A 20,467-nucleotide genomic window follows, 5' to 3' on the forward strand; every position below is an offset into this window, starting at 1 on the left:
ATGAAGCACAATTTGCTAATAATAGGAATGAGTATCCTATTGGTGGGTTGCGGAGCAGGAAAATCAAAAATAGATGATACTGCCAAAAACAATCCAATTATTACTTCTATAGATTTGATAAATGTTACAGAAGATAAAGTTCCTGTGACTATTAATCCGGGGCGTTTCACTAAAGATACCGTTATTTATAGACTCCCAAGAGTTATTCAAGGCACCTATTCAGTGAGTGATTTTGGAAAATATATAGACAACTTAGAGGCAATTGATTATCAAGGTAATAAACTAGAAGTGATCAAAGAAGATGTAAATACCTGGTCTATTGCCAATGCTAGACAGTTAGACAAGATAGCATACTATGTAAATGACACCTATGATATGGAAACAGAAGGTGGAATTGGAAAAGACACTCCCTTTTCTCCTGCAGGAACCAATATAGAATCTACTAATTTTGTATTAAATCTACACGGCTTTATTGGATATTTTGATTCATTAAAGAACAATCAATACAGTTTATCTGTTACCGCGCCTGCAGATTTCAAACGCTCCTCAGCTCTGGAAGATAAAGGTATGACCATATCAGAAGATGGTAAGGTAGCCACAAGCAACTATTTTGCTCAACGTTATTTTGAGATTACCGATAATCCAATGATGTACGGTGCATTAGATGTTGAGGAATTTATGGTGGGTGATATTAAAATTGTTTTAAGCGTTTATTCACCAAACAAAAAACACAGTGCAGCCAGCCTTAAAGAAACTACTTTTAAGATGATGGAGGCTCAAAAAGCTTATCTAGGTGCTATTAACAGCACTCCTCGCTATGATATTTACTTATATTTATCAGATAGCTCTGATGGGGCTCCTAAAGGATTTGGTGCATTGGAACATCATACCTCTACCGTAGTAGTATTGCCAGAAGACAATTCTCCTGAAGAATTAGCAGAATCTATTATTGATGTGGTGGCACATGAATTTTTCCATATTTTAACCCCTTTATCTGTGCACTCAGAAGATGTTCATTATTTTGATTACCATGAGCCCACTTTTTCAAAACATTTGTGGATGTATGAAGGCGTTACAGAATACTTCGCACAACATTTTCAAGTGAACCAAGGCTTGGTGGAACCAGCCTCTTTCTATAAAGAAATACAAGATAAGATACGGTTTTCAAGAACTTACTACAATGACACTTTGAGTTTCACACAAATGAGTGAAAAAGTATTAGACCAACCTTACGCCAATAATTATGCAAATGTTTATCAAAAAGGAGCATTAATTGGGATGTGTATAGACATCTTAATGCGTAAAGAAAGTAATGGAACCAGAAGCATGCTGTCTCTTATAAAGGAACTTTCCGCTAAGTATGGAAAAAACAAACCTTTTACAGATGATGAGCTGATAAAAGAAATTACAGAAATAACGTATCCAAGTATAGGAGAGTTTCTAAATACTCATGTAGTTGGCAATACACCCATTAATTATGATAAATTTTTCACTATGACCGGACTCACTAAAAATTATATCAAAGCAAGAGCTACTTACGGTCAGGCAGGAGGAATATTCATTTTTGGTGGAAATAGAGAAACTGGGCAAATCTTTTTTACAGATAAAGCCTTAAATAATACATTCTGGGCAGCACAAGGTGTTCAAGCAAACGATGTGATTAAGTCAGTTGATGGTCAGGAAGTAACCATGGCCACCGCACAACAGGTTCTAGGGAAAATGTTTCAATGGCAAGAAGGACAAGATATTGAAGTAGAACTGCTACGTGATGGAGTTCTTATTCCTATCAAAACCAAAACAACACAACCTTACAGTGATATGGAATATCTTGTGGAAGATGAAAATGCTACCGAAACTCAAAAAGTATTAAGAAACGCTTGGTTAAAAGGGTGAAAAAATTTATCAAATAGTAGGGCTAGTGCTCTATTATTTTTTTTAGTAACTTCATTAAATTTATATTTAAGTATACAACTATGAAATTAAAATGGTATAGTAGACCTTCAAGAATTTTAGTAATTCTTGTATTCCTACTGTCTTCCAGTTGTGCGCTAAAGCCTATTACATCTTCGTATGATTTTGTGCCGATGCCGCCAGAAATAATAGATCTTGAAAATCTTGGTAACGGAATAGTGCTCATCCATAATGGTGCCAATATATTGCATAAAGCAGACAATACTGCGCGTCTAAATGTATGGATTAATGATAAGCCTATGGGGCAGTTAAGAGCTAGTGAATATGTAGTACTTAAACTAGACAAAGGTACTTACTCCATCCGGTTACTACATATAGATCTAGTCAATATGAGAAGTACCCATGAAGTGGCTGTAGATGAAAATACCAAAGTAATTAGAGTTAAACCTACTATCACATCAAATAAGCTTACCCAACCTAATGAACTGCCTAAAAACTTTGAGAAGTTTAGTTATGCTAAAAAAAGGTAAAGGGGAGCGTAAAGACTAAATGAAGGGCTTGCGAAGTTCCTGATTGAATTATAATAAAATTATTTCAAAAATGACCGATCTAAAAAACATAGCTCCTAAAGAAATTATTAAAGGTTTTCACGGGCGCTTTGTACATACCGCTAATAATACATTGGCATGGTGGGAAGTTAAAAAGGGAGCTGTATTGCCTCGGCATTCCCATGTTCATGAGCAAGTAACGCAGGTGTTGGAAGGAAGTTTTCAGCTTACTGTAGAAGATCAAACCTATATTTGTGGACCTGGTAAAATACTTGTTATCCCACCAGATGTAACGCATGAAGGCATTGCACTTACCGATTGCAAAATATTTGACCTATTTGCTCCTTCCAGACCAGAATACACTAACAATAAAGATTGATTTTACTTACCCAAAAAGTACAAGATACAGAAACATCACTCATATTTATAAAACTAACGCTTTACAATTGGGTAAATGCGAAGCATAAATAACCTTTAACATTCATACCATTAAAGAAAGGCATGTCAAACTGTGAACAAGAACTATTCTTTCACTATAGGTGTAAAAGTATTCAACACTGCCTTAATAGTAGCTTCTTGAGAAGATTCTTTTTTATCCAAATAAGTAGCTGTTATTGCATACGCTTGATTACCTATTACCCAATACCTTTGTTCAAATTTGAGATTACCTTCACCTTGATTGATTAAATAAATAAGACGTTGCATATGGTAGCTGCCTACTTTTTTACGTTCATTTACGAGTATTTTTATTGTGGGTATCCGTTTTTTTAATTGCTTTAAAGACGCATCTGTATACCCTTTCAAATCCAGATTAAATCCAGTTATATCCTGTATAAGGATACTGATATTACTATTAAATCTAGTATTTCCCTTGGTTGAGGGTATCCTTAGAAGTAGCTCTATACCATTGTCACCACTGTCATCTGCTATCCAATTATTTGGATAACTTATGGTATACCGTGCTTTTTTGAGTGTCGTAATTTCTAGTTTATCTTCCACAGCTTGTGCATAAGAAAACTTAAATAGAAGTAAAAAGCCCAAAAAAAAGAATCCTGAATTTTTAAAAGTAAATAAACGCATGGAACTAATGGTTTGATTCTTATTATTATGAGGAAGTAAGATACTACTTTTTAAGAAATTGTTTGGTACTGACAACTATTTTTTACCTCATTTTGAGGTCTGGCACCATCTAATTGTAGTTATTTAACAACTTAAATTCCGTACAATATTTCCAAGCATCAAAAACTATTCAAAAGGTTTCGCTTTCACCCTAAAATATATCTCCAAAATTCTGAGTACTCCCCACAAAAAAACATTCACACTTACCTAATTTTCTTATACCAAACTCACATGAATAAAAAAATCCTTGATGAAGCTATTCTGGTATTATAGGTGTAAAAGTATTCAACACATTAACAATCATGGGTTCTTGCGCAGCTGCGTTAGTTTCCAGATAAGTAGCCGTTAGCACGTAAGCCTCTTTACCTATTACCCAATACCGTTGTTCAAACTTAAGATCATACCCCTTTTGTTTTGCCGTAAAAATAAGTTGTTGTACATCATAATCGCCTATTTTCTTACGCTCATTGGAGAGCATTTTTACCTCAGGAAGCATACTCTTTAATTGATTTAAAGACAAATCAGTGAATCCTTGTAAATCCAGCTCATACCCTGTTAAATCCTGAATCAATAAATTAATATTATCTTTAAACGCACCCCCAACCGTAGGGTCTGAAGGTACAAACAAGAGCAGTGCTGTGCCCCTAGCACCACTTTCATCTGCTTTCCAACTTTCTGGATAACTAATAGTAAAACGTTCGTTTTCAAGTGTCCTAAAATTCGCTTCAATAACCGTATTACCTTCTTCTTCTACAGATTGCGCAGTAGAGAAGTTAAGCGAAAGTAAAACGCTTATTAAAAGGAGCCTTGGATTTTTAAAAGTAAATATACACATGATGCTAGATGTTTGATTTTTATTTTTTTGAGGAAGAAATATACTGCTTTTTAAGAAAGTGTATGGTATTTAACCTTGTTTTCTATTATGAAGAAGCCTGTCTTGAGAGGTTTATCTCAATATAATTTATCTTTATTGTCTCTTAACTGACTTTCAAAATCTTTTTTCCGGTCATCCAGAACAAAGTCTAATCCTTTAGAAATATTATAGCTAACAAGATTGGAAGCGGAAGGAACTCCAATCAAAATAATAAAGTTTTAATTAGTTTTTGAGGGAGATACTCAAAAATAAGAAGTTTATAGGAACTTCTATGATTAATTATATGGTATAATAGGTCACAAAATGAGTTGATGGTATTTATAATTAACAAACTTTTGAAGATACCGCCCTATTACTTTTGATGTAATATTCAGCAGAGAGCAGATGTGATGATAAATTAAACTGCTTTAATAAGCTATAGTAAATTACTCATAAAACATTGATCTTTTGATAAGTTAGTAATTCCAGTCTATTAAAGGAGAGCTGTAAAAATTCACCTTTTTACGTTTCAGGAAACGTGCTTGGCGTGCAAGTCGCTCCCTATAATTTTCCCAGTTACGAAGTTCTGGGCGTGTCCAACCTAATTCTGCATACCCTAAAATACGAGGGAAAGCAAGGTATTCTAACTCTTTCAAATTACTAATGGTTTCAGACCATAAAGGGGCTTCTATACCTAAAATATTTTCTAATGGAATGCCTGCATAGGTTTCTGGTTGCCAGATATAAGCGGTATCTATGGGGATATAGCCCGCCCATGTAAGTCCGTATTGAGAATTTTTATCATACTTCATATCTAGATAGGCTTTTTTACCGGGTGAAAGAATTACCTTCATTCCCTTTTCTACTGCTTTCTTTGCATTAACCTCATTATTCCAGAATTGTGCAATAGTAGAAGAATCTACCGCCACACTGGCAACCTCATCCCAGCCAATCATTTGTTTACCATGCTTCTTAACTAGCTGCTCTACCTTACGAACAAAATAACGATAGTCTTTCTCTTTGGTAACATGGCTTTCATCTCCACCAATATGAAAATAGGATCCTGGAGTTATTGCAGAAATCTCTTTAATAACCGTCTCTATAAAATCATATACTGTGTCTTTACGGGTATCAAAGGTGCTAAAGCCTACCTTCATACCTGTATAGGGTTTTACTTTTTTTGCGTTGCCATTCAAAAACGGATAAGCAACAGAAGCAGCATTGGTATGCCCAGGCATATCTACTTCTGGAATAATAGTAATAAAGTGCTTTGTAGCAAATGCAACTATTTCTTGATAGTCTGCTTTGGTATAATAACCACCTTCTCCTCCACCTACTTCGGTTTTACCTCCTATTTCAGAAAGTTTAGGAAAAGTGTCAATAGCAATGCGCCAACCTTGATCATCTGTGAGATGTAAATGTAATTTATTGATTTTATAGGCTGCCAGCAGCCTAATGTATTGCTTAACCTCTACTACGGTAAAAAAATGTCTAGCTACATCTAACATAGCTCCCCGCCATGCAAAGACAGGTGCATCTTTAATAGTACCTAACGGTAACAAAATTGTTTTAATTGAATCTCTTTGTATACTATCTTTGGCTTCAGGTATAAGTTGTAACAGTGTTTGCACACCTCTAAAAATTCCTTCTGGCGAACCTGCAGTAAGGGTTAGTGTATCTGGCGTAATATGTAATTGATATGCTTCCAGAGCATTATTAAGCGTGTCTTTGTTCAACTTTATATGAATGGAATTAGATAGTAACGATGTATTTTTACGAATGGCTGGAAAGTTAATACTTGTTTTAGCATTGATTTCTCTGGTAAGATAATCGGTTATAAAGAACAGTTCTTTATCTAATCCAATATTGGACATACCTGTAGAAGAACTAAGTGCAAAACTTCCCGAATCTGTAACTATTTCAGCTGGCATTGGAATAAAAGGAGCTTCTTCCAAACTAAAAGGTGCAGGCGGGCTTGGTTTGGCTTTCATTGTTGTTGTTTTTAGAGTACAAGAATAGATGCCTATAGTAAGACATACAATTAAAAACCATATACGGCGAAAAAAAGAAGTCATATAAAAATCATAATTTCTCAAGGGAATTACGGCTTTTATTTGGGAAAATGCAAATAAAAATAAGACCTACTTATTTGGTTAATTGCAAAATTAAAATTCCTGATATTATAAACAAATATGAGTACTTAAGGACAAAAAATAAATTAAGAATTTTCCTTATAAAGTGTAACGTATTTATTGAAATTTGTTCAATCTAATATTATACGGTTAAACCACAAATCTTTTTTTTTGAAATTATGTACATTCGTTGAATACATAATTATTGAAAGCCTCAATGACAATACTAGAAAAAACAAATATTAATCCTTTACAAATGGATCGCTTGCAAGAACTTAAAAGTTACCGTATTCTTGATACTCCCGAGGAACAAGAACTGGATGAGCTTACGCAAATCGCATCGTATTTGTTTGAGACCCCTATATCTTTAATTACTTTTATTGATGACAAAAGACAATGGTTTAAATCTAAAGTTGGGGTTGATATTGCTGAGACTCCTAAGCAGATTTCTTTTTGCCAGCATGCATTAAATAGTCCGCATGAAGTCTTAGTAGTTGATGATCCTTTGCATGACGAACGTTTTAAAGACAATCCTTTTGTCATAGATGAACCTTCCATTAGATTTTATGCTGGTGCGCCTTTAACCACTTCTAAAGGAAATGTATTGGGAACTTTATGTGTAATGGATAATAAACCTCGTCAATTTGCCGATTCTAAAATAAAAGCATTAAAGCTATTAGCCAAAAAGGTGATGGGTTATCTTGAAATGCGCAAGCTTTTAATGAGTCAAAGTGACACGATTGCGTTGAGTGCTTCAAGATTAAAAAAACTATCAGATCAAGTACCTGGAGCTATTTACCAAATGGAAATTAGCCCTAAAGGAAAGTTGCATTTTTCTTTTGTTAGTGAGGGACTTACAAACATACATACTAATCTTGATCCAGACGTTCTAAAAAACGCGCCCGAGAAAATTTTAGAAATTATTCATCCAGATGACTTACCGGCAGTAAAGGAAAGCATCCAAGTTTCTTTTGAAAACCTCTCTAACTGGAATGAAGAATACCGCGTAATACAAAATGATGGAAAAATATCTTGGCATGCTAGTAAAGCAAAACCCGAAAGACTGGAGAATGGCAATGTAATCTGGTATGGTACTTTTCAAGATATTACGCAGCGCAAAGAATATATAAGAGTTTTGGAAAAGATATTATTTGATATTTCTCATGTATTACGAAAGCCCGTAGCTACTTTGCTAGGCTTAACTGATGCTATTGAAGAAGATAATTTAGATCAAGCATCTCTCAAAGAATATATTGGGCATATTAAAACAGTCTCTGAAGAAATGGATGCACATATTATTAATTTAAATAAAGCATACTACGAGATTCAGAAAAAAATAAAAATAAACTAGCCAAATAGTGGATAAAAGTTTTTAAACCTATCCTTTTTGTAAATGGACTTTAGAATAATCTACTTTCTTAATTTGCTCATCACTAACACATGTGGAAAAGTAATGGCCGCTAGAAAAGAAAAGAAAACAGATAAAAAAAGCTTTTCTTCACTATTAAATATTAGATAAAGTATCCCTAGTCCTACCAAAGATATTATCCATGTAAAGAGAGAAGACTTTAAATACATCCATATACTTTTTTTGTTAAAGCTTCCGTATAAATAAATTATCTGGTCTATTAATGAAGGTAAAGAATGCCACAGAATAAAATAAATGGAGAACGCCCAAAGTAATGAAGCCGTTTTAAATACTACAAAGAAAACAACAATATAAAAAACCTCTTTAATAAAGATTTTATAATTTTCTTTAACAGATATAAGCGCAAATGAGCAACCACTAAAAATAAGCAAGCAAACCGCAAAACTGTACTCATATACTGTGGCATTCAAATAAATGCCTGTCATATCTTTAATAATTAATGATACTTCATCAGGATTAGCCAAAAATAATAGAAAAAGAATGAGCATTCCATAACTCAAAAAAGCCGAGCCTCGTAAAGGTGATCTTTTTTTAAATATCTTTTCCAAATGCTGTTCTCCAAAATGATACCCACTAAACAAAATAAATACTGCCAAACCAAATACTGGTATAAAATAGAATAAAATTACCCCCACACCTACTATCAGTATATAATAGATTGCGGTTTTAAAAAAACTAATAGATTTTCTTCCTCCGTGCAAACTTTGAACGAGCTTTAGATCATTAGCACCGTGCAGTATTCCAAATGAAAAAATAAGCATATACGCTAAAAAATCCTCTGTTTGTTGCTCAAAAGAAACAGCTAACCAAAGGGCGAAAAAGGTAGTTACAATTGTAAAATTCTTATAATTTGAAGGCATGAACCTTAAATTTTTGTGAAATTAATAAAAAAATATACATAAAATTAGAATTTTATGTTTAAGTTTTCGTAAATTTACTTAAACAAAACTAAATTCATTCATTATGATATCACAATTTTTAACTAACTCAATTTTATTGGTTTCAAAGCTAGCTCCCGACGATTATGTTGGCTTTACCTTCTTTGTAGGTTGTATGGCTATGATGGCCGCTTCTGTATTCTTCTTTTTATCAATGAACGGTTTTGATAAAAAATGGAGAACTTCAATCTTAGTATCAGGATTAATTACTTTTATTGCTGCTGTACATTATTGGTATATGCGAGATTACTGGGCGAGCTTTGGAGAGTCACCTACATTTTTTAGATATGTAGACTGGATATTAACAGTGCCGCTAATGTGCGTTGAATTTTACCTTATCTTAAAAGTAGCTGGTGCGAAGAAGTCTTTAATGTGGCGACTAATCTTCCTATCTGTAGTAATGCTTGTAACTGGCTATCTTGGAGAAGCAGTTTACAGAGATGCTGCTTGGATATGGGGACTTATTTCTGGTATTGCATACTTTATTATTGTATACGATATTTGGATTGGTCAAGCCAAAAAATTGGCAGAATCTGCCGGAGGAGCAGTATTGAAAGCTCACAAAACCTTATGTTGGTTTGTATTAGTAGGGTGGGCTATTTATCCTATAGGATATATGGCTGGAACACCAGGTTGGTATGAAGGTATTTTTGGAGGTTTAGATCTTGATGTGATTTATAATATTGGAGACGCCATTAATAAAATAGGATTTGGATTGGTAGTTTACAGTCTTGCTGCATCTGCTTCTTCAGACAAATAATATTTTTTTTTAAAATTTAATAGTTAACAACTATAGTTTAAGGCTGCCTTTTCAGGCAGCCTTTTTCTTTACTCATACTTTAAAAGTATCTAATTTAAATCAGGAAGATAACAAATGCTATAAGCGCTTATCTAATTCTTAACATATCTACTTAACGTGCGTTCGATATAACCTCCATATAATACAGTTTCAAAATTTTTACACTATTTTAATCTAACATTCTTATTTTTAGATTATTACTTTCATTTTCTTTGGTCGCACAGGGGTGAAAATAAAGAAAACAGCTAGTAGCTGTTTTTAGTGAAGCAGCCAGGCGGCGTGGGGAAAAGAAAAAAATCCATAGAAAAAGTAGTTCTTTTTACATCGAACTTAGGTTTATTAGTTAGAGTGAATTGTTTTAAAGAATCCCGTTTACTCACATAAAAAGCTGTAAACAGAAAAAATCCCCCTTAATAAGAGGGATTTAGTCTGTAGTTATATAATGTGGAATAATTTAAACGGTCGCCATAGCAACTTCTATTTCTGAATCAATTTTCTTTACAAGACCCTGTAATACTGCTCCTGGGCCTATCTCTGTAAAACTTGTTGCCCCGTCAGCTATCATTTGTTGTACACTTTGCATCCATTTTACTGGAGCTGTTAATTGCTGCATTAAATTCTTTTGAATTTCTTTAGGATCTGTTACTGCTGTAGTAGTGACATTCTGATAGATAGGACAGCTAGGTTTTCTGAACTCTACATTTTGAATGGCTACTGCTAATTCTTCTCTTGCAGGTTCCATTAATGAAGAATGAAACGCACCACCTACTTTTAATAACATGGCACGACGCGCTCCTGCCTCTTTTAAAGATTCACAGGCTGTATTCACTGCTTTTAGTTCTCCAGAAATCACTAATTGTCCTGGACAATTATAATTTGCCGGAGTAACCACACCTGGTGTGCTAGCACAAATTTCTTCAACTGTTTTATAAGGCAATCCTAAAACGGCCGCCATAGCTCCGGGATTCATCTCACAGGCTTTTTGCATGGCGCTAGCTCGTTTAGAAACCAACTCTAACCCGTCTTTAAAACTGAGGGTGTCGTTGGCAACTAAGGCTGAAATTTCACCTAAGGAATGACCAGCCACCATATCTGCCTGAAATTTTTTTCCCATCACGGTTCCAAATACTACCGAATGCAAAAAGACTGCAGGTTGGGTTACGCTTGTTTTCTGCAAATCTTCTGCAGTGCCATTAAACATAATATCCGTTATTGAAAATCCAAGAATTTCATTTGCCCGATCAAAAAGTTCTTTTGCGTGAGAATCTTGCTTATAAAGGTCTGCTCCCATGCCTGCAAATTGTGCACCCTGTCCGGGAAATACATATGCTTTCATTAATAAAGAGTTTAATTTCCGGCAAAAGTAAGCATTAATTATTTTATGGTTTTTCTTGAAACCAAGAAGCGTACTTTATGTAATTATCAGCAATTCTGTTTATCTCTCCCAAAACAAGCTCTGGGCTTATATCCTTTACTTTTTTAGCTGGCACACCGGCATAAACCGACCCTGAAGCAACTTTTGTACCTTTGATTACTACTGCACCTGCTGCAATAATACTATTGCTCTCAATAATACAATCATCCATTACAATACTTCCCATACCAATCAAAACATTGTCATGTATGGTGCAACCATGCACAATGGCATTATGACCAATACTTACATTGTTTCCAATGTTAGTAGGAGACTTTTGATAGGTACAATGTATAATAGCCCCATCTTGTACATTCACCTTATTACCTATCTTAATATAATGTACATCACCCCTTAGTACAGCATGAAACCAAATACTGCAATCATTACCAGTAACTACATCCCCTACTACTACCGATGTTTCTGCAAGGAAGCAATTATCTCCAAACACTGGTGTTTTACCATTCACTTCTTTAATAATCATAAATAAAATTGAATTGATTATATATTATTTTGTTTTGATAAATCAAAAAAAGGAAAGTAATTCCTGTTTTCTTGAAGCCGAAACTAACAGTTCCTTGCCATTATTTAATAAAACACTACCACCTTTACCCTTTTTATATTTTACAATACTTCCCACATTTACCAAATAGGATTTATGAATGCGGGCAAACGGAAAATCAGAAAGTGCTTCTTCAAAATATTTTAATGTTTTACTTACCAGAATTTTTTTATTCTCTAAATGTATTTCTGTATAATTATCGTCTGCTTTACAGTACTGAATATTGGCTATTTCAATTACCTCAAAGCCGTCTAACTGTGGGATGGTTATTTTACCATTAATAGTTCTTGTGGAAGTGAGTATTTTATCAGAGAGGCTATCTTCCTTTCTTCTGGTCTCTAATACATAATCTGTTGCTTTAATAAGCTCATCAATTGAAATAGGTTTAGTGAGATAATACGAGGCGTGATGGTTTAATGCATCTTTTGCATAATGGTCATAGGCGGTCACAAAAATAATGTCAAAATCTCGAGTGCCAATTTTTTCTAAAAGATCAAAGGCGTTTCCAAAAGGCATTTCTACATCCAAAAACACTAATTCTGGTTGGTTTTTTTTAATAAGGATCAATGCATCTTCTATGTTTGCTGCTTCACCTGTCACCTCAATACCTGGGCAATATTTTTGAATATAATTACCTAAAATTTCTCTACTGTTGGCTTCATCTTCAACTATAATTGCTTTTAATTGCATAGTTTAGTCTTTTTAATCTTTTTTAAGTGTTAGAATTACACGTGTTCCAAAAGCTTTACTGCTTAAATCTTCAATAGATACATCTATTTTATCCTTATACATATCATTAAGAATGGCAATACGTTTTTTAATATTACCCATTCCTTTTGATTTTTGTTTTTTCTGGTTTTCTGTCTTTAGCTCCTGAGATTTTCTCCTACCAATACCATTATCTTCTATACTTATTTGTACGGTTTCTATATCAGGCTGAACAACGTTTATTTTTAAATGTCCTTTCTCTTTTTTATATCTTAATCCATGCCAAATGGCATTTTCAATGTAAGGTTGTAACAGCATGGGCGGAATCTGAAAATCCGCTACTTTTACTTTAGTATCAATGTTAATTTCATAATCAAACTTTTCTTCAAAACGGGAATGTTCAAGCTTGGTATATAGTTTTAACAATTCAATTTCTTTAGATAACGGAATAAAATCTTCTTCAGAGTTTTCAAGAACTGCTCTCATTAAAGCAGAAAAATCAGTAAGGTATCTATTTGCACTTCGTTCATCACTCCTAGCAATAAATGTATTTACCGAATTCAAAGCATTAAAAATAAAGTGCGGATTCATTTGAGACCGTAAAGATTTTAATGCAAGCAAATTGTTACTAAGCTTTTGTTGTTGGTTGGTTCTGTAGGAAAGAATGGCTACCAAAGCAAGTAAAAACATTCCGAAGATAAGAGAGTAAATAATTATCTTTTGTCGTTTGTTGCTTTCCTTAATGAGTTGTTGGTCTTTTATGGCAAGTTCAAACTTACTTACACTAAGTTCTCGGTCTTTTTCTAGACTACTTATTCTATTTTGTTTGTTAGCTACATCTCTGCTAAAACGACTCGCTCTTGAAATTTCTTGTTCCTTCTTTACGTAGAGGCTGTCTACCAACTTTACATAATTTTGATAGCTCTCTAAAGCTTTGTAATAGTCTCCTACCGTTCTATACACCTCAGATAATCTTCTCGTAGCATCTTTTTGCACAATTAAATCATCTTCTTCATCTGCCTCTGCAATACTTTCTTCCAGATAAGGAATGGCTTCATCATATTTGTCTTGAGCTATAAATGCATTAGCAATTTTGTAATTTATTTTTTGTGTGGTAATACTATCTTCTTCTACAGATGCTTTTTGAGTAGCAGGAGCAGTAGCAGCTCTTTTGAGCTTCCGAGCACTCTCTAAGGTTTCCTTTCGAAGTTTAATCTCCTTATCATATAAATTCTTTTCGTTATAAAAATCTGCTACCCTTTCCTGCTCTTGCAAAGACCTTTTTGGATTTTCCTTTTTAGCAAGTTCTAATGAATTACTATAAAAACCCTCTGCCTCGGCCACATCATTACTAACTGAATAGACCTTTGCAATCTTAGAATTAAGATCTGTAATTTTAGGCTTTATTAGGTTTTTATTTGCTAATCCAAGTCCTTTTTGATAATTTTCAATGGCTGCATTTAGGTTTTTCTTAGTGCGGTATACGTCTCCCAATCCTTCATAGACAACAACCTTTTGGAAGGCAGAAAGCTCAGCTGATTTAATAAGTCCATTGAACTCAGAAAGTGCTGCCTCTGTTTCTGAATTTAACAATAAGTTTTTTGCTAATTGAATACGGGCATCTAGTGTGTTAAAAAGATTTAGAGATGTTTTGTAATTACTTATAGCTAAATCATATTGTTTATAATAGCTATAAATATCGCCAAGTGTCTTAAATGAGAGTGCGCTCTTCTCGTCATCTCCTCTTTTCCCCAAAGATTGTAAAGATTTTTCAATAAATCCAATACTCTTATCAATGTCTTTTCTTTTAAAATAAACAGCAGAGTCTACCCATTTCTTATGAAAATCCTGTCTTGATCTACTTTTGGATTCTTTTTGTACTGAAGAAAACTGATAGCCTTTTACTAATACATCTATATCTTCTTTATTTTTTATGGTGTAGCGTACAGTCTTAAACTCAGGGCTACTAATTACAAGTATATCATTTACATGAACTTTAATAGTGAACTCTCCTAGATAGTTAGTACGGGTTTGTGCTCCTCCCAAAACGTATACATCTACACCACTAATAGGTTCGTAATTATTTTGTCCTTTTACGGAACCTTTGATTTGAAAATATGGCCCCATAGCATTGGGCTGTGCATAAACGCAGAGGGTGCACAACAAGAATACCAATATGCTAATGTAAAAACGCATCTCTTCAGTAATTAGAAGTTAAACTTACATACTTTATATCATAAAATAAAATACGCTTGTTCCCTAAAAGACTCTAAATAGAAAAAAACAAAGTTGCATTTGCTACCTCACTCATTCAAAGGGGGCGTTCACGTATTGATATACCTTTTTGCCTTATTCCTACTTTTAATACAAAAAAGACCTCCATACTTTTATATCATACAAAAGCGAAAAAACAAGACAATGAAAACAGCATTTAAAACCCTCGTATTATTATTGATTGCAGGCGGTACTTTGCAAACGTATGCATGTAAGCACAACAAAGAAAACGGCACTACCCTTATAGCAGAAGCTGTTACTCCAAAACCAGATAAAAAAACAATTCAGGTAGCTTTGTTGTTAGATACTAGCAATAGTATGGATGGGCTTATTAATCAAGCAAAAGCACAATTGTGGGATATTGTAAATGAACTTTCTTATGCAAGATGTGAACATATAGCCCCTGAGTTAGAAATTGCCATATACGAGTATGGTAATGATAGACTTTCTTCTGAAGAAGGATACATTAAACAGGTAATAGGCTTTACAAATGATTTAGATGATATTTCTGAGAAGCTCTTTTCTTTAACTACTAATGGAGGAGAAGAATTTTGCGGACAGGTTATTCAGACCGCTTTAAAACAATTGTCTTGGGGTAAAAACAAAGATGCACTGAGAATGTTGTTTATTGCAGGTAATGAACCTTTTACACAAGGACAAGTTAACTATGCAGATGCAACTACCAATGCTATAGAAAAAGATGTAATTGTAAATACTATTTTTTGTGGCAATTACGAACAGGGAATTCAAGGCAAATGGAAAGATGGTGCTATCCGTACTAAGGGGGAATATATGGCTATTGACCATAATCGTAAAATTGTTCAAATAATCACCCCTTATGACGACGAAATTCTAATTCTTAATAGAAAACTTAACAAAACCTATGTGCCTTATGGTAAAAGGGGAAGTTCTAAAATGAGTATGCAAGCAGAACAAGATGCAAATGCAGCTTCTATAAATCAAGAAGTAAAATTAAAAAGAGCGGTTAGCAAAAGCTCTAGACTCTATAAAAATAGTAGTTGGGATTTAGTGGATGCTGCGGAGAACGAAGACTTTGAAGTTTCTGAATTGAAGGAAGAAGAACTCCCTGCCACCTTGCAAGGGAAAAGTGATGCAGAAATAAAAAGCTATATAAAAACAAAAACAAATGAACGCAAAACAGTACAGACAAGAATACAAGAATTAAGTAAAAAGCGTACAAGTTATATTGCAAATAAAAGTAAAGAAACTGGAAAAAGCGGTCTTGAAAATGCTATGATTAGAGCCATTAAAAAACAAGCAGCCCTTAAAAATTATAATTGGAAAAAATAAAAAAGGTGTTAAAACAGTAGTATTTTAAAAAGTGTAGATAGAAAAAAAGCGTGTAGTACGCTTTTTTTCTATCTAATAATTTACAGCTGGGCACACGCAATCATATGGTTTTTCATCTGAACCTAAGAAATTATATCCTAAGGTAATTTGATGAAAACCTCCACTGTCTATACGTATATCGCCGGTTTGATATGAATATGTATAGGCAAACATGAATTTTTTGTAATTAACTCCTAAAATGGGTGTTATTAGTTGAAGTTTTTGTTCTGATAAACCCCCAACCTCATTAAATGCTGCTCCGTCAAAGCTTGTTCTATAAGATAATCCAGCCCATACTTTACCAAAGGGTACGTCTTTATATACTTTAGCGTTGAAATCTATTGTTTTTTCTTCGGTAAACTCTGTGGCCTGAAATAAAAAGGAGGGTTCAAATTGCCAATCACTTTTTCCAAATACATACCCAGCAGAAAGTAAATATCTTCTTAGGTTATCAAATTCTTGAGCGGTGTATAAATCTCTTCCCGTTCCTAATGCATTTTGAACTGTGAAATGAGCATAGAATTCCAGAAAATTATAAGACATCCCTATGTCTACATTAAAATAGCTTACACTATTATCTGTGCCATTAATTATAGGATCTGGAAAAAAAGAAGCGAATTCTGTTTCATCAAGATTACTTTGAACCAAACCAACGCTCATCCCGAAAGATAATTGATTTAGGTCTACCATATTTCTTGAGAATAACAAGTGGTGGGCATAGGTTAGTTTAATTCCTGTTTGAGAATGATATCCATTTTGGTCGTTAAAAAGTATTGCTCCTACTCCGCTTCTGTCTCCTAAACGCACATGTGCATTTAGCGTTTGAAGACTTGGTGCTTCTTCAACATCAAACCATTGCTTTCTTGCCGTTAGTCTTACCTTGCCACCTTGTCCTACTCCTGCCATTGCAGGATGTATTAGATAATAGTTATCTGATAAATAATCAAAATATACAGGGAGCCCTTCTTGTGAATATGTTGTAAAACTAAGGAGAGATATAATAAATAAGAATAAAGCTTTTTTCATTATCAACGTTTTAAGGCAAAGTGCCCTTTGACCGTTTGTTGAACATTGTTTTCAACAAAACTTGCTTGAAACCAATAGTCGCCAGAGGGAACCATACTTCCATTAAACGTACCATCCCAGCTTCTATTGTTCTGGTTAAGTACTTTCAAAAGTTTTCCGAACCTGTCAAATATATGAATTTCTAATCTTGATAAAGAAGAAAATGATGTGGTATCCCAAAAATCATTTACGCCATCACCATTAGGAGTGAAAAAACGCATATAACCTAAAACGATGATATCTTCTGTAAGAACCCCACAACCATATTCATCAAAAGCAGCAACGGTATAATTACCGGGTGAAACATTTGTAAAAATACCTGAACTTTGGGGTTCACTATTGTTTAATGAATAGTAATAGTTTCCAGATCCGGTAGTGATTGCGGTAATGGTATTATTTCCCGAAAAGGGACTCGACTCTAATGTAACCGTTAATGTTTCCGGTGGCCTAGAAGCTATTACTTGAGTTGTTAAGGTTATCTCGCAATTAGAGACTACACTAGCAATTTTTACCGTGTAAGTACCTTCGGCATCATAGGCATAAGATCCGCCAGTTTCTCCTGTGATTATTTGTGATACATCTTCTACAGCTCCTCGATACCAAGTAAACATAAAGTTAACATCTGAAAGACCTGTATCTATTTTAGATAAAGGTAATTGAGGATTACCAAAAGTATCAAGACATAAAATATAGTTTTCTTGTAATGTTAAAGATGGTAATTGCAAAACACGCAGCACCAAAGGAAATATTACTGAACAGGTATTTCCAAAAGCTTCCGCTCGTACATAGATTTCTTGTTCCAGTATTCTTTCATTCCTGAAAGCGTTGGTATTATTTATTCTTTCCGATACCAGTCCGTCTGCTGCGGCACTTCTATCTCTATAAAAATAGAGATCCACACCTACGGCTCCATTTAATATATTTCCTCTACGAGAATCCAGATCAAATAAAGCGCTCCCATCATTATCATCATCACATTGCTCATAAACAGCAGGATTCAAGTTGATAGCGGGAAATTGATTGATGATTACTTCCAGATCTGTATAGGTCTTACAGCCCAAACTTGACGTAATTTCTACTATTACAGTTTGAGGATTCGTTATATTTTTATAGGAGGTGGGATTTAATATTGGATTATTCGCAGTTACATCTGTTTGTGACTCAAAGTATGCAAAACTAAGGCTGGTATCTCCATTCTGTATTTGCGCCTCTCGTAATGTTAAATTAACTGTTTCTGAGTTATTGCCTTCTGGGCTGCACACTTCAATAGGACTAGGCGCTACAAAAACGGTAGGATTTGCATACTCAATTCTAATTTCATCAGAGCCAATACAACCCCCATTGGCGTTAAACTCAAGACGGTATGTACCTGAATCTGTCACCTCCAAAGTAGCTGCTGTTTCACCTGCCAAAAGGTTGCCATCTTTATACCAAGCATAAGTTGAGGTGCCAAAAATATTAGCATCCAGAACAACAGATGTATTAGGACAAACTGCATTTCCATTGGCAATAGTTCTGTCTTCTCCTAAATCTGCATTCACTTCAAAACTACCCCCGTTAATAAAAACAGCAGAGTCATAGTTACCGTCTTCTGCATCGGCAATAACTAATTTAATGGAGTATTGCTCTCCTGGTGTAACTTCGGAAAAAGCAGTCATTGCTACTGTGTTTCCATTTAAACTTATAGCAGAGTTAATAGGATTATTATATTGATCAAAATAAGCTTCGTTTTTTGCAGGACAACCACTGGTTCCCGCAATCGCTTCGTGAATCTCTGTTACCTTTACAGGTATATTGGTGCCAGGTATTACTGCAAGATTGGTAGACACCCCATTGGAATCTGTTAATATGAATGCAAAAACATCTGAAAATCTACATGGAAAATCTAACAAATATTCTTCAGAAGCAAAGAGAAAATCAAAACTTATAGTATTGGCATACGGTACAAAATCAAACTTAATATAAGATGCATTCTGTGTATTTGTTGTTCCGGTAATTGTTTCTAAATCTGAATCCCCAAACCATGCAGCGCCAATTCCATCACCGGTATGACTGTCTACATTTGGACCTGGTACAGCGCTAGCTTTTCCTGTGCTCAGCACAATACCATTAGCAAAAGGAAAAGAAGTACCAGAATTTTGAAAATATCCTATTCCGTTAATACCTACAGCCGTACCTGTCTTGCTGCTAAAATTAGAAGTGATAGCACAAGGACTATTGACAAGAACATTCTCAACCAACTGTTGTGTAGAAAACGAAGAGTCGTCTACGGTAATTTGACAATATAGGTTGGCCGTGAAAAAAACAAGTATATAACAAAGTTTTTTCATGTTAAATTTGGGGTCTGGGATGTAAATATATTAAAAACTCCCTTTATCTTTTTGTAATTTTGAAAAAAATTTAAATAAATGGAGAAAATTACGCTCAAAATAGAGCCTACAAATAACCCTTCTATCATCAAGTTTGAAGCGAATAAATTTCTTACTGAACAACAAAGTTACGAGTATAAAAATATAGATGAGGCTGGTAATTCTCCCCTTGCACAACAACTTTTTTACCTTCCTTTTGTTAAAACCGTATTTATTTCTGGAAACTTTATAGGGATAGAACGCTACAATATTGTAGAATGGAAAGATGTGCAGGAAGAAGTAGCAGAACAAATAGAAGCCTATTTGAATCAAGGACAACCTGCGGTTGTTGAAACCATAAAAACGGATGTCAAAAAAGTGCCTATTACTGTTTATGCAGAAAGCACTCCTAATCCGGCGGTAATGAAATTTGTAGCAAACAAAATATTAGTACCTGAAATCTTTGAATTTAAGAATATTGACGAAGCAACAGAATCGCCATTAGCAAAAGCTTTGTTTAACTTTCCCTTTATAAAAGAAGTTTTCTTGGATGAGAACTACTTATCTGTAACCAAATATGATGTAGCAGACTGGAATGATATTACTATGGAAATACGGGAGTTTATTACTTCCCACATTGCCCAAGGAGGCAAAGTGGTGACAGGAAATGCAAAAAGTGTTGCTGCCCCTGTAGCAGGACAAGCGAAACAACCTGGAGTTTCTGCTATTCCCCTAGAAGAATTAGATGAGACTTCTCAACAAATTGTAAATATTCTTGAAGAGTATATTAAACCCGCTGTGGCAAGTGATGGGGGAAATATTATGTTTGAGTCTTATGACAGCGAGAACAAAATTGTAAAAGTAATTTTACAAGGAGCGTGCAGCGGTTGTCCATCTTCAACGTTCACGCTGAAAAATGGTATTGAAACAATGCTTAAAAGTATGCTTCAGGATAAAGTAAATGAAGTTGTTGCTCTTAATGGATAAAGCTAAAACAAGGAGCTTTAAAGCTCCTTG

General features: G+C 34.4%; 18 protein-coding genes. 7 read left to right on the forward strand and 11 right to left on the reverse strand.

Annotation, left to right across the window (positions count from 1 at the left end; all coding sequences use genetic code 11):
- From WBG07_RS08475 to WBG07_RS08485, 3 genes are all read left to right on the forward strand, one after another.
- Positions 1-1,893, forward strand: a complete 1,893-nt coding sequence (locus tag WBG07_RS08475; RefSeq protein WP_340200328.1) for a M61 family metallopeptidase — start codon at positions 1-3, stop codon at positions 1,891-1,893.
- 80 nt (positions 1,894-1,973) lie between these two features.
- The gene (locus tag WBG07_RS08480; protein ID WP_340200329.1) at positions 1,974-2,441 is read left to right on the forward strand and encodes a hypothetical protein; all 468 of its coding nucleotides are present in this window, start codon (positions 1,974-1,976) and stop codon (positions 2,439-2,441) included.
- A 70-nt stretch (positions 2,442-2,511) separates the two neighbouring features.
- Complete coding sequence (locus WBG07_RS08485) at positions 2,512-2,838, forward strand: cupin domain-containing protein (RefSeq protein ID WP_340200330.1); 327 nt, start codon at positions 2,512-2,514, stop codon at positions 2,836-2,838.
- Between the two features lie 143 nt (positions 2,839-2,981).
- Here WBG07_RS08485 and WBG07_RS08490 read toward each other — a convergent pair whose 3' ends face one another.
- From WBG07_RS08490 to WBG07_RS08505, 4 genes are all read right to left on the reverse strand, one after another.
- Complete coding sequence (locus WBG07_RS08490; protein ID WP_340200331.1) at positions 2,982-3,539, reverse strand: PsbP-related protein; 558 nt, start codon at positions 3,537-3,539, stop codon at positions 2,982-2,984.
- A gap of 295 nt (positions 3,540-3,834) precedes the next feature.
- Positions 3,835-4,413 carry a hypothetical protein gene (locus tag WBG07_RS08495; protein ID WP_340200332.1) on the reverse strand — a complete coding sequence of 193 codons (579 nt, stop codon included), beginning with the start codon at positions 4,411-4,413 and terminating at the stop codon, positions 3,835-3,837.
- A 116-nt stretch (positions 4,414-4,529) separates the two neighbouring features.
- The gene (locus WBG07_RS08500) at positions 4,530-4,658 is read right to left on the reverse strand and encodes a hypothetical protein (RefSeq protein ID WP_340200334.1); all 129 of its coding nucleotides are present in this window, start codon (positions 4,656-4,658) and stop codon (positions 4,530-4,532) included.
- Between the two features lie 249 nt (positions 4,659-4,907).
- On the reverse strand, positions 4,908-6,422 hold the full coding sequence (locus tag WBG07_RS08505; RefSeq protein WP_340200335.1) for a family 20 glycosylhydrolase: 1,515 nt from the start codon (positions 6,420-6,422) through the stop codon (positions 4,908-4,910).
- Between the two features lie 358 nt (positions 6,423-6,780).
- On the opposite strand from WBG07_RS08505, the gene WBG07_RS08510 reads away from it, so the two are divergent.
- A complete protein-coding gene (locus tag WBG07_RS08510) occupies positions 6,781-7,914 on the forward strand; it encodes a GAF domain-containing protein (protein WP_340200337.1) in 1,134 nt (377 codons plus the stop codon).
- 59 nt (positions 7,915-7,973) lie between these two features.
- Here the strand turns inward: WBG07_RS08510 and WBG07_RS08515 are convergent, their stop codons facing one another.
- Positions 7,974-8,852, reverse strand: coding sequence for a Brp/Blh family beta-carotene 15,15'-dioxygenase (locus tag WBG07_RS08515; protein ID WP_340200339.1), 879 nt, complete (start codon positions 8,850-8,852; stop codon positions 7,974-7,976).
- A 103-nt stretch (positions 8,853-8,955) separates the two neighbouring features.
- On the opposite strand from WBG07_RS08515, the gene WBG07_RS08520 reads away from it, so the two are divergent.
- Positions 8,956-9,690, forward strand: coding sequence for a bacteriorhodopsin-like (locus WBG07_RS08520; protein WP_340200341.1), 735 nt, complete (start codon positions 8,956-8,958; stop codon positions 9,688-9,690).
- A 493-nt stretch (positions 9,691-10,183) separates the two neighbouring features.
- Here the strand turns inward: WBG07_RS08520 and fabD are convergent, their stop codons facing one another.
- The 4 genes from fabD to WBG07_RS08540 are packed head-to-tail and all read right to left on the reverse strand — an operon-like array spanning position 10,184 to position 14,609.
- On the reverse strand, positions 10,184-11,065 hold the full coding sequence (gene fabD / locus WBG07_RS08525; protein ID WP_340200344.1) for an ACP S-malonyltransferase: 882 nt from the start codon (positions 11,063-11,065) through the stop codon (positions 10,184-10,186).
- A 43-nt stretch (positions 11,066-11,108) separates the two neighbouring features.
- On the reverse strand, positions 11,109-11,627 hold the full coding sequence (locus WBG07_RS08530; protein WP_340200346.1) for a gamma carbonic anhydrase family protein: 519 nt from the start codon (positions 11,625-11,627) through the stop codon (positions 11,109-11,111).
- A gap of 42 nt (positions 11,628-11,669) precedes the next feature.
- Complete coding sequence (locus WBG07_RS08535) at positions 11,670-12,395, reverse strand: LytR/AlgR family response regulator transcription factor (protein ID WP_340200348.1); 726 nt, start codon at positions 12,393-12,395, stop codon at positions 11,670-11,672.
- 12 nt (positions 12,396-12,407) lie between these two features.
- Complete coding sequence (locus WBG07_RS08540; RefSeq protein ID WP_340200349.1) at positions 12,408-14,609, reverse strand: histidine kinase; 2,202 nt, start codon at positions 14,607-14,609, stop codon at positions 12,408-12,410.
- A 222-nt stretch (positions 14,610-14,831) separates the two neighbouring features.
- Here WBG07_RS08540 and WBG07_RS08545 point away from each other — a divergent pair, with 222 nt between their 5' ends.
- Positions 14,832-15,998, forward strand: a complete 1,167-nt coding sequence (locus WBG07_RS08545) for a vWA domain-containing protein (protein WP_340200351.1) — start codon at positions 14,832-14,834, stop codon at positions 15,996-15,998.
- A 72-nt stretch (positions 15,999-16,070) separates the two neighbouring features.
- On the opposite strand, the gene WBG07_RS08550 is transcribed toward WBG07_RS08545, so the two are convergent.
- Complete coding sequence (locus WBG07_RS08550) at positions 16,071-17,063, reverse strand: PorP/SprF family type IX secretion system membrane protein (protein ID WP_340200353.1); 993 nt, start codon at positions 17,061-17,063, stop codon at positions 16,071-16,073.
- A gap of 2 nt (positions 17,064-17,065) precedes the next feature.
- The gene (locus WBG07_RS08555; RefSeq protein ID WP_340200355.1) at positions 17,066-19,432 is read right to left on the reverse strand and encodes a choice-of-anchor L domain-containing protein; all 2,367 of its coding nucleotides are present in this window, start codon (positions 19,430-19,432) and stop codon (positions 17,066-17,068) included.
- A 78-nt stretch (positions 19,433-19,510) separates the two neighbouring features.
- Between WBG07_RS08555 and WBG07_RS08560 the strand changes: the two genes are divergently transcribed.
- Positions 19,511-20,437 carry a NifU family protein gene (locus WBG07_RS08560; RefSeq protein WP_340200357.1) on the forward strand — a complete coding sequence of 309 codons (927 nt, stop codon included), beginning with the start codon at positions 19,511-19,513 and terminating at the stop codon, positions 20,435-20,437.
- The last annotated feature ends 30 nt before the right edge of the window (positions 20,438-20,467 follow it).

The organism is Ascidiimonas meishanensis, from assembly GCF_037782385.1.
Taxonomy (GTDB): domain Bacteria; phylum Bacteroidota; class Bacteroidia; order Flavobacteriales; family Flavobacteriaceae; genus Ascidiimonas; species Ascidiimonas meishanensis.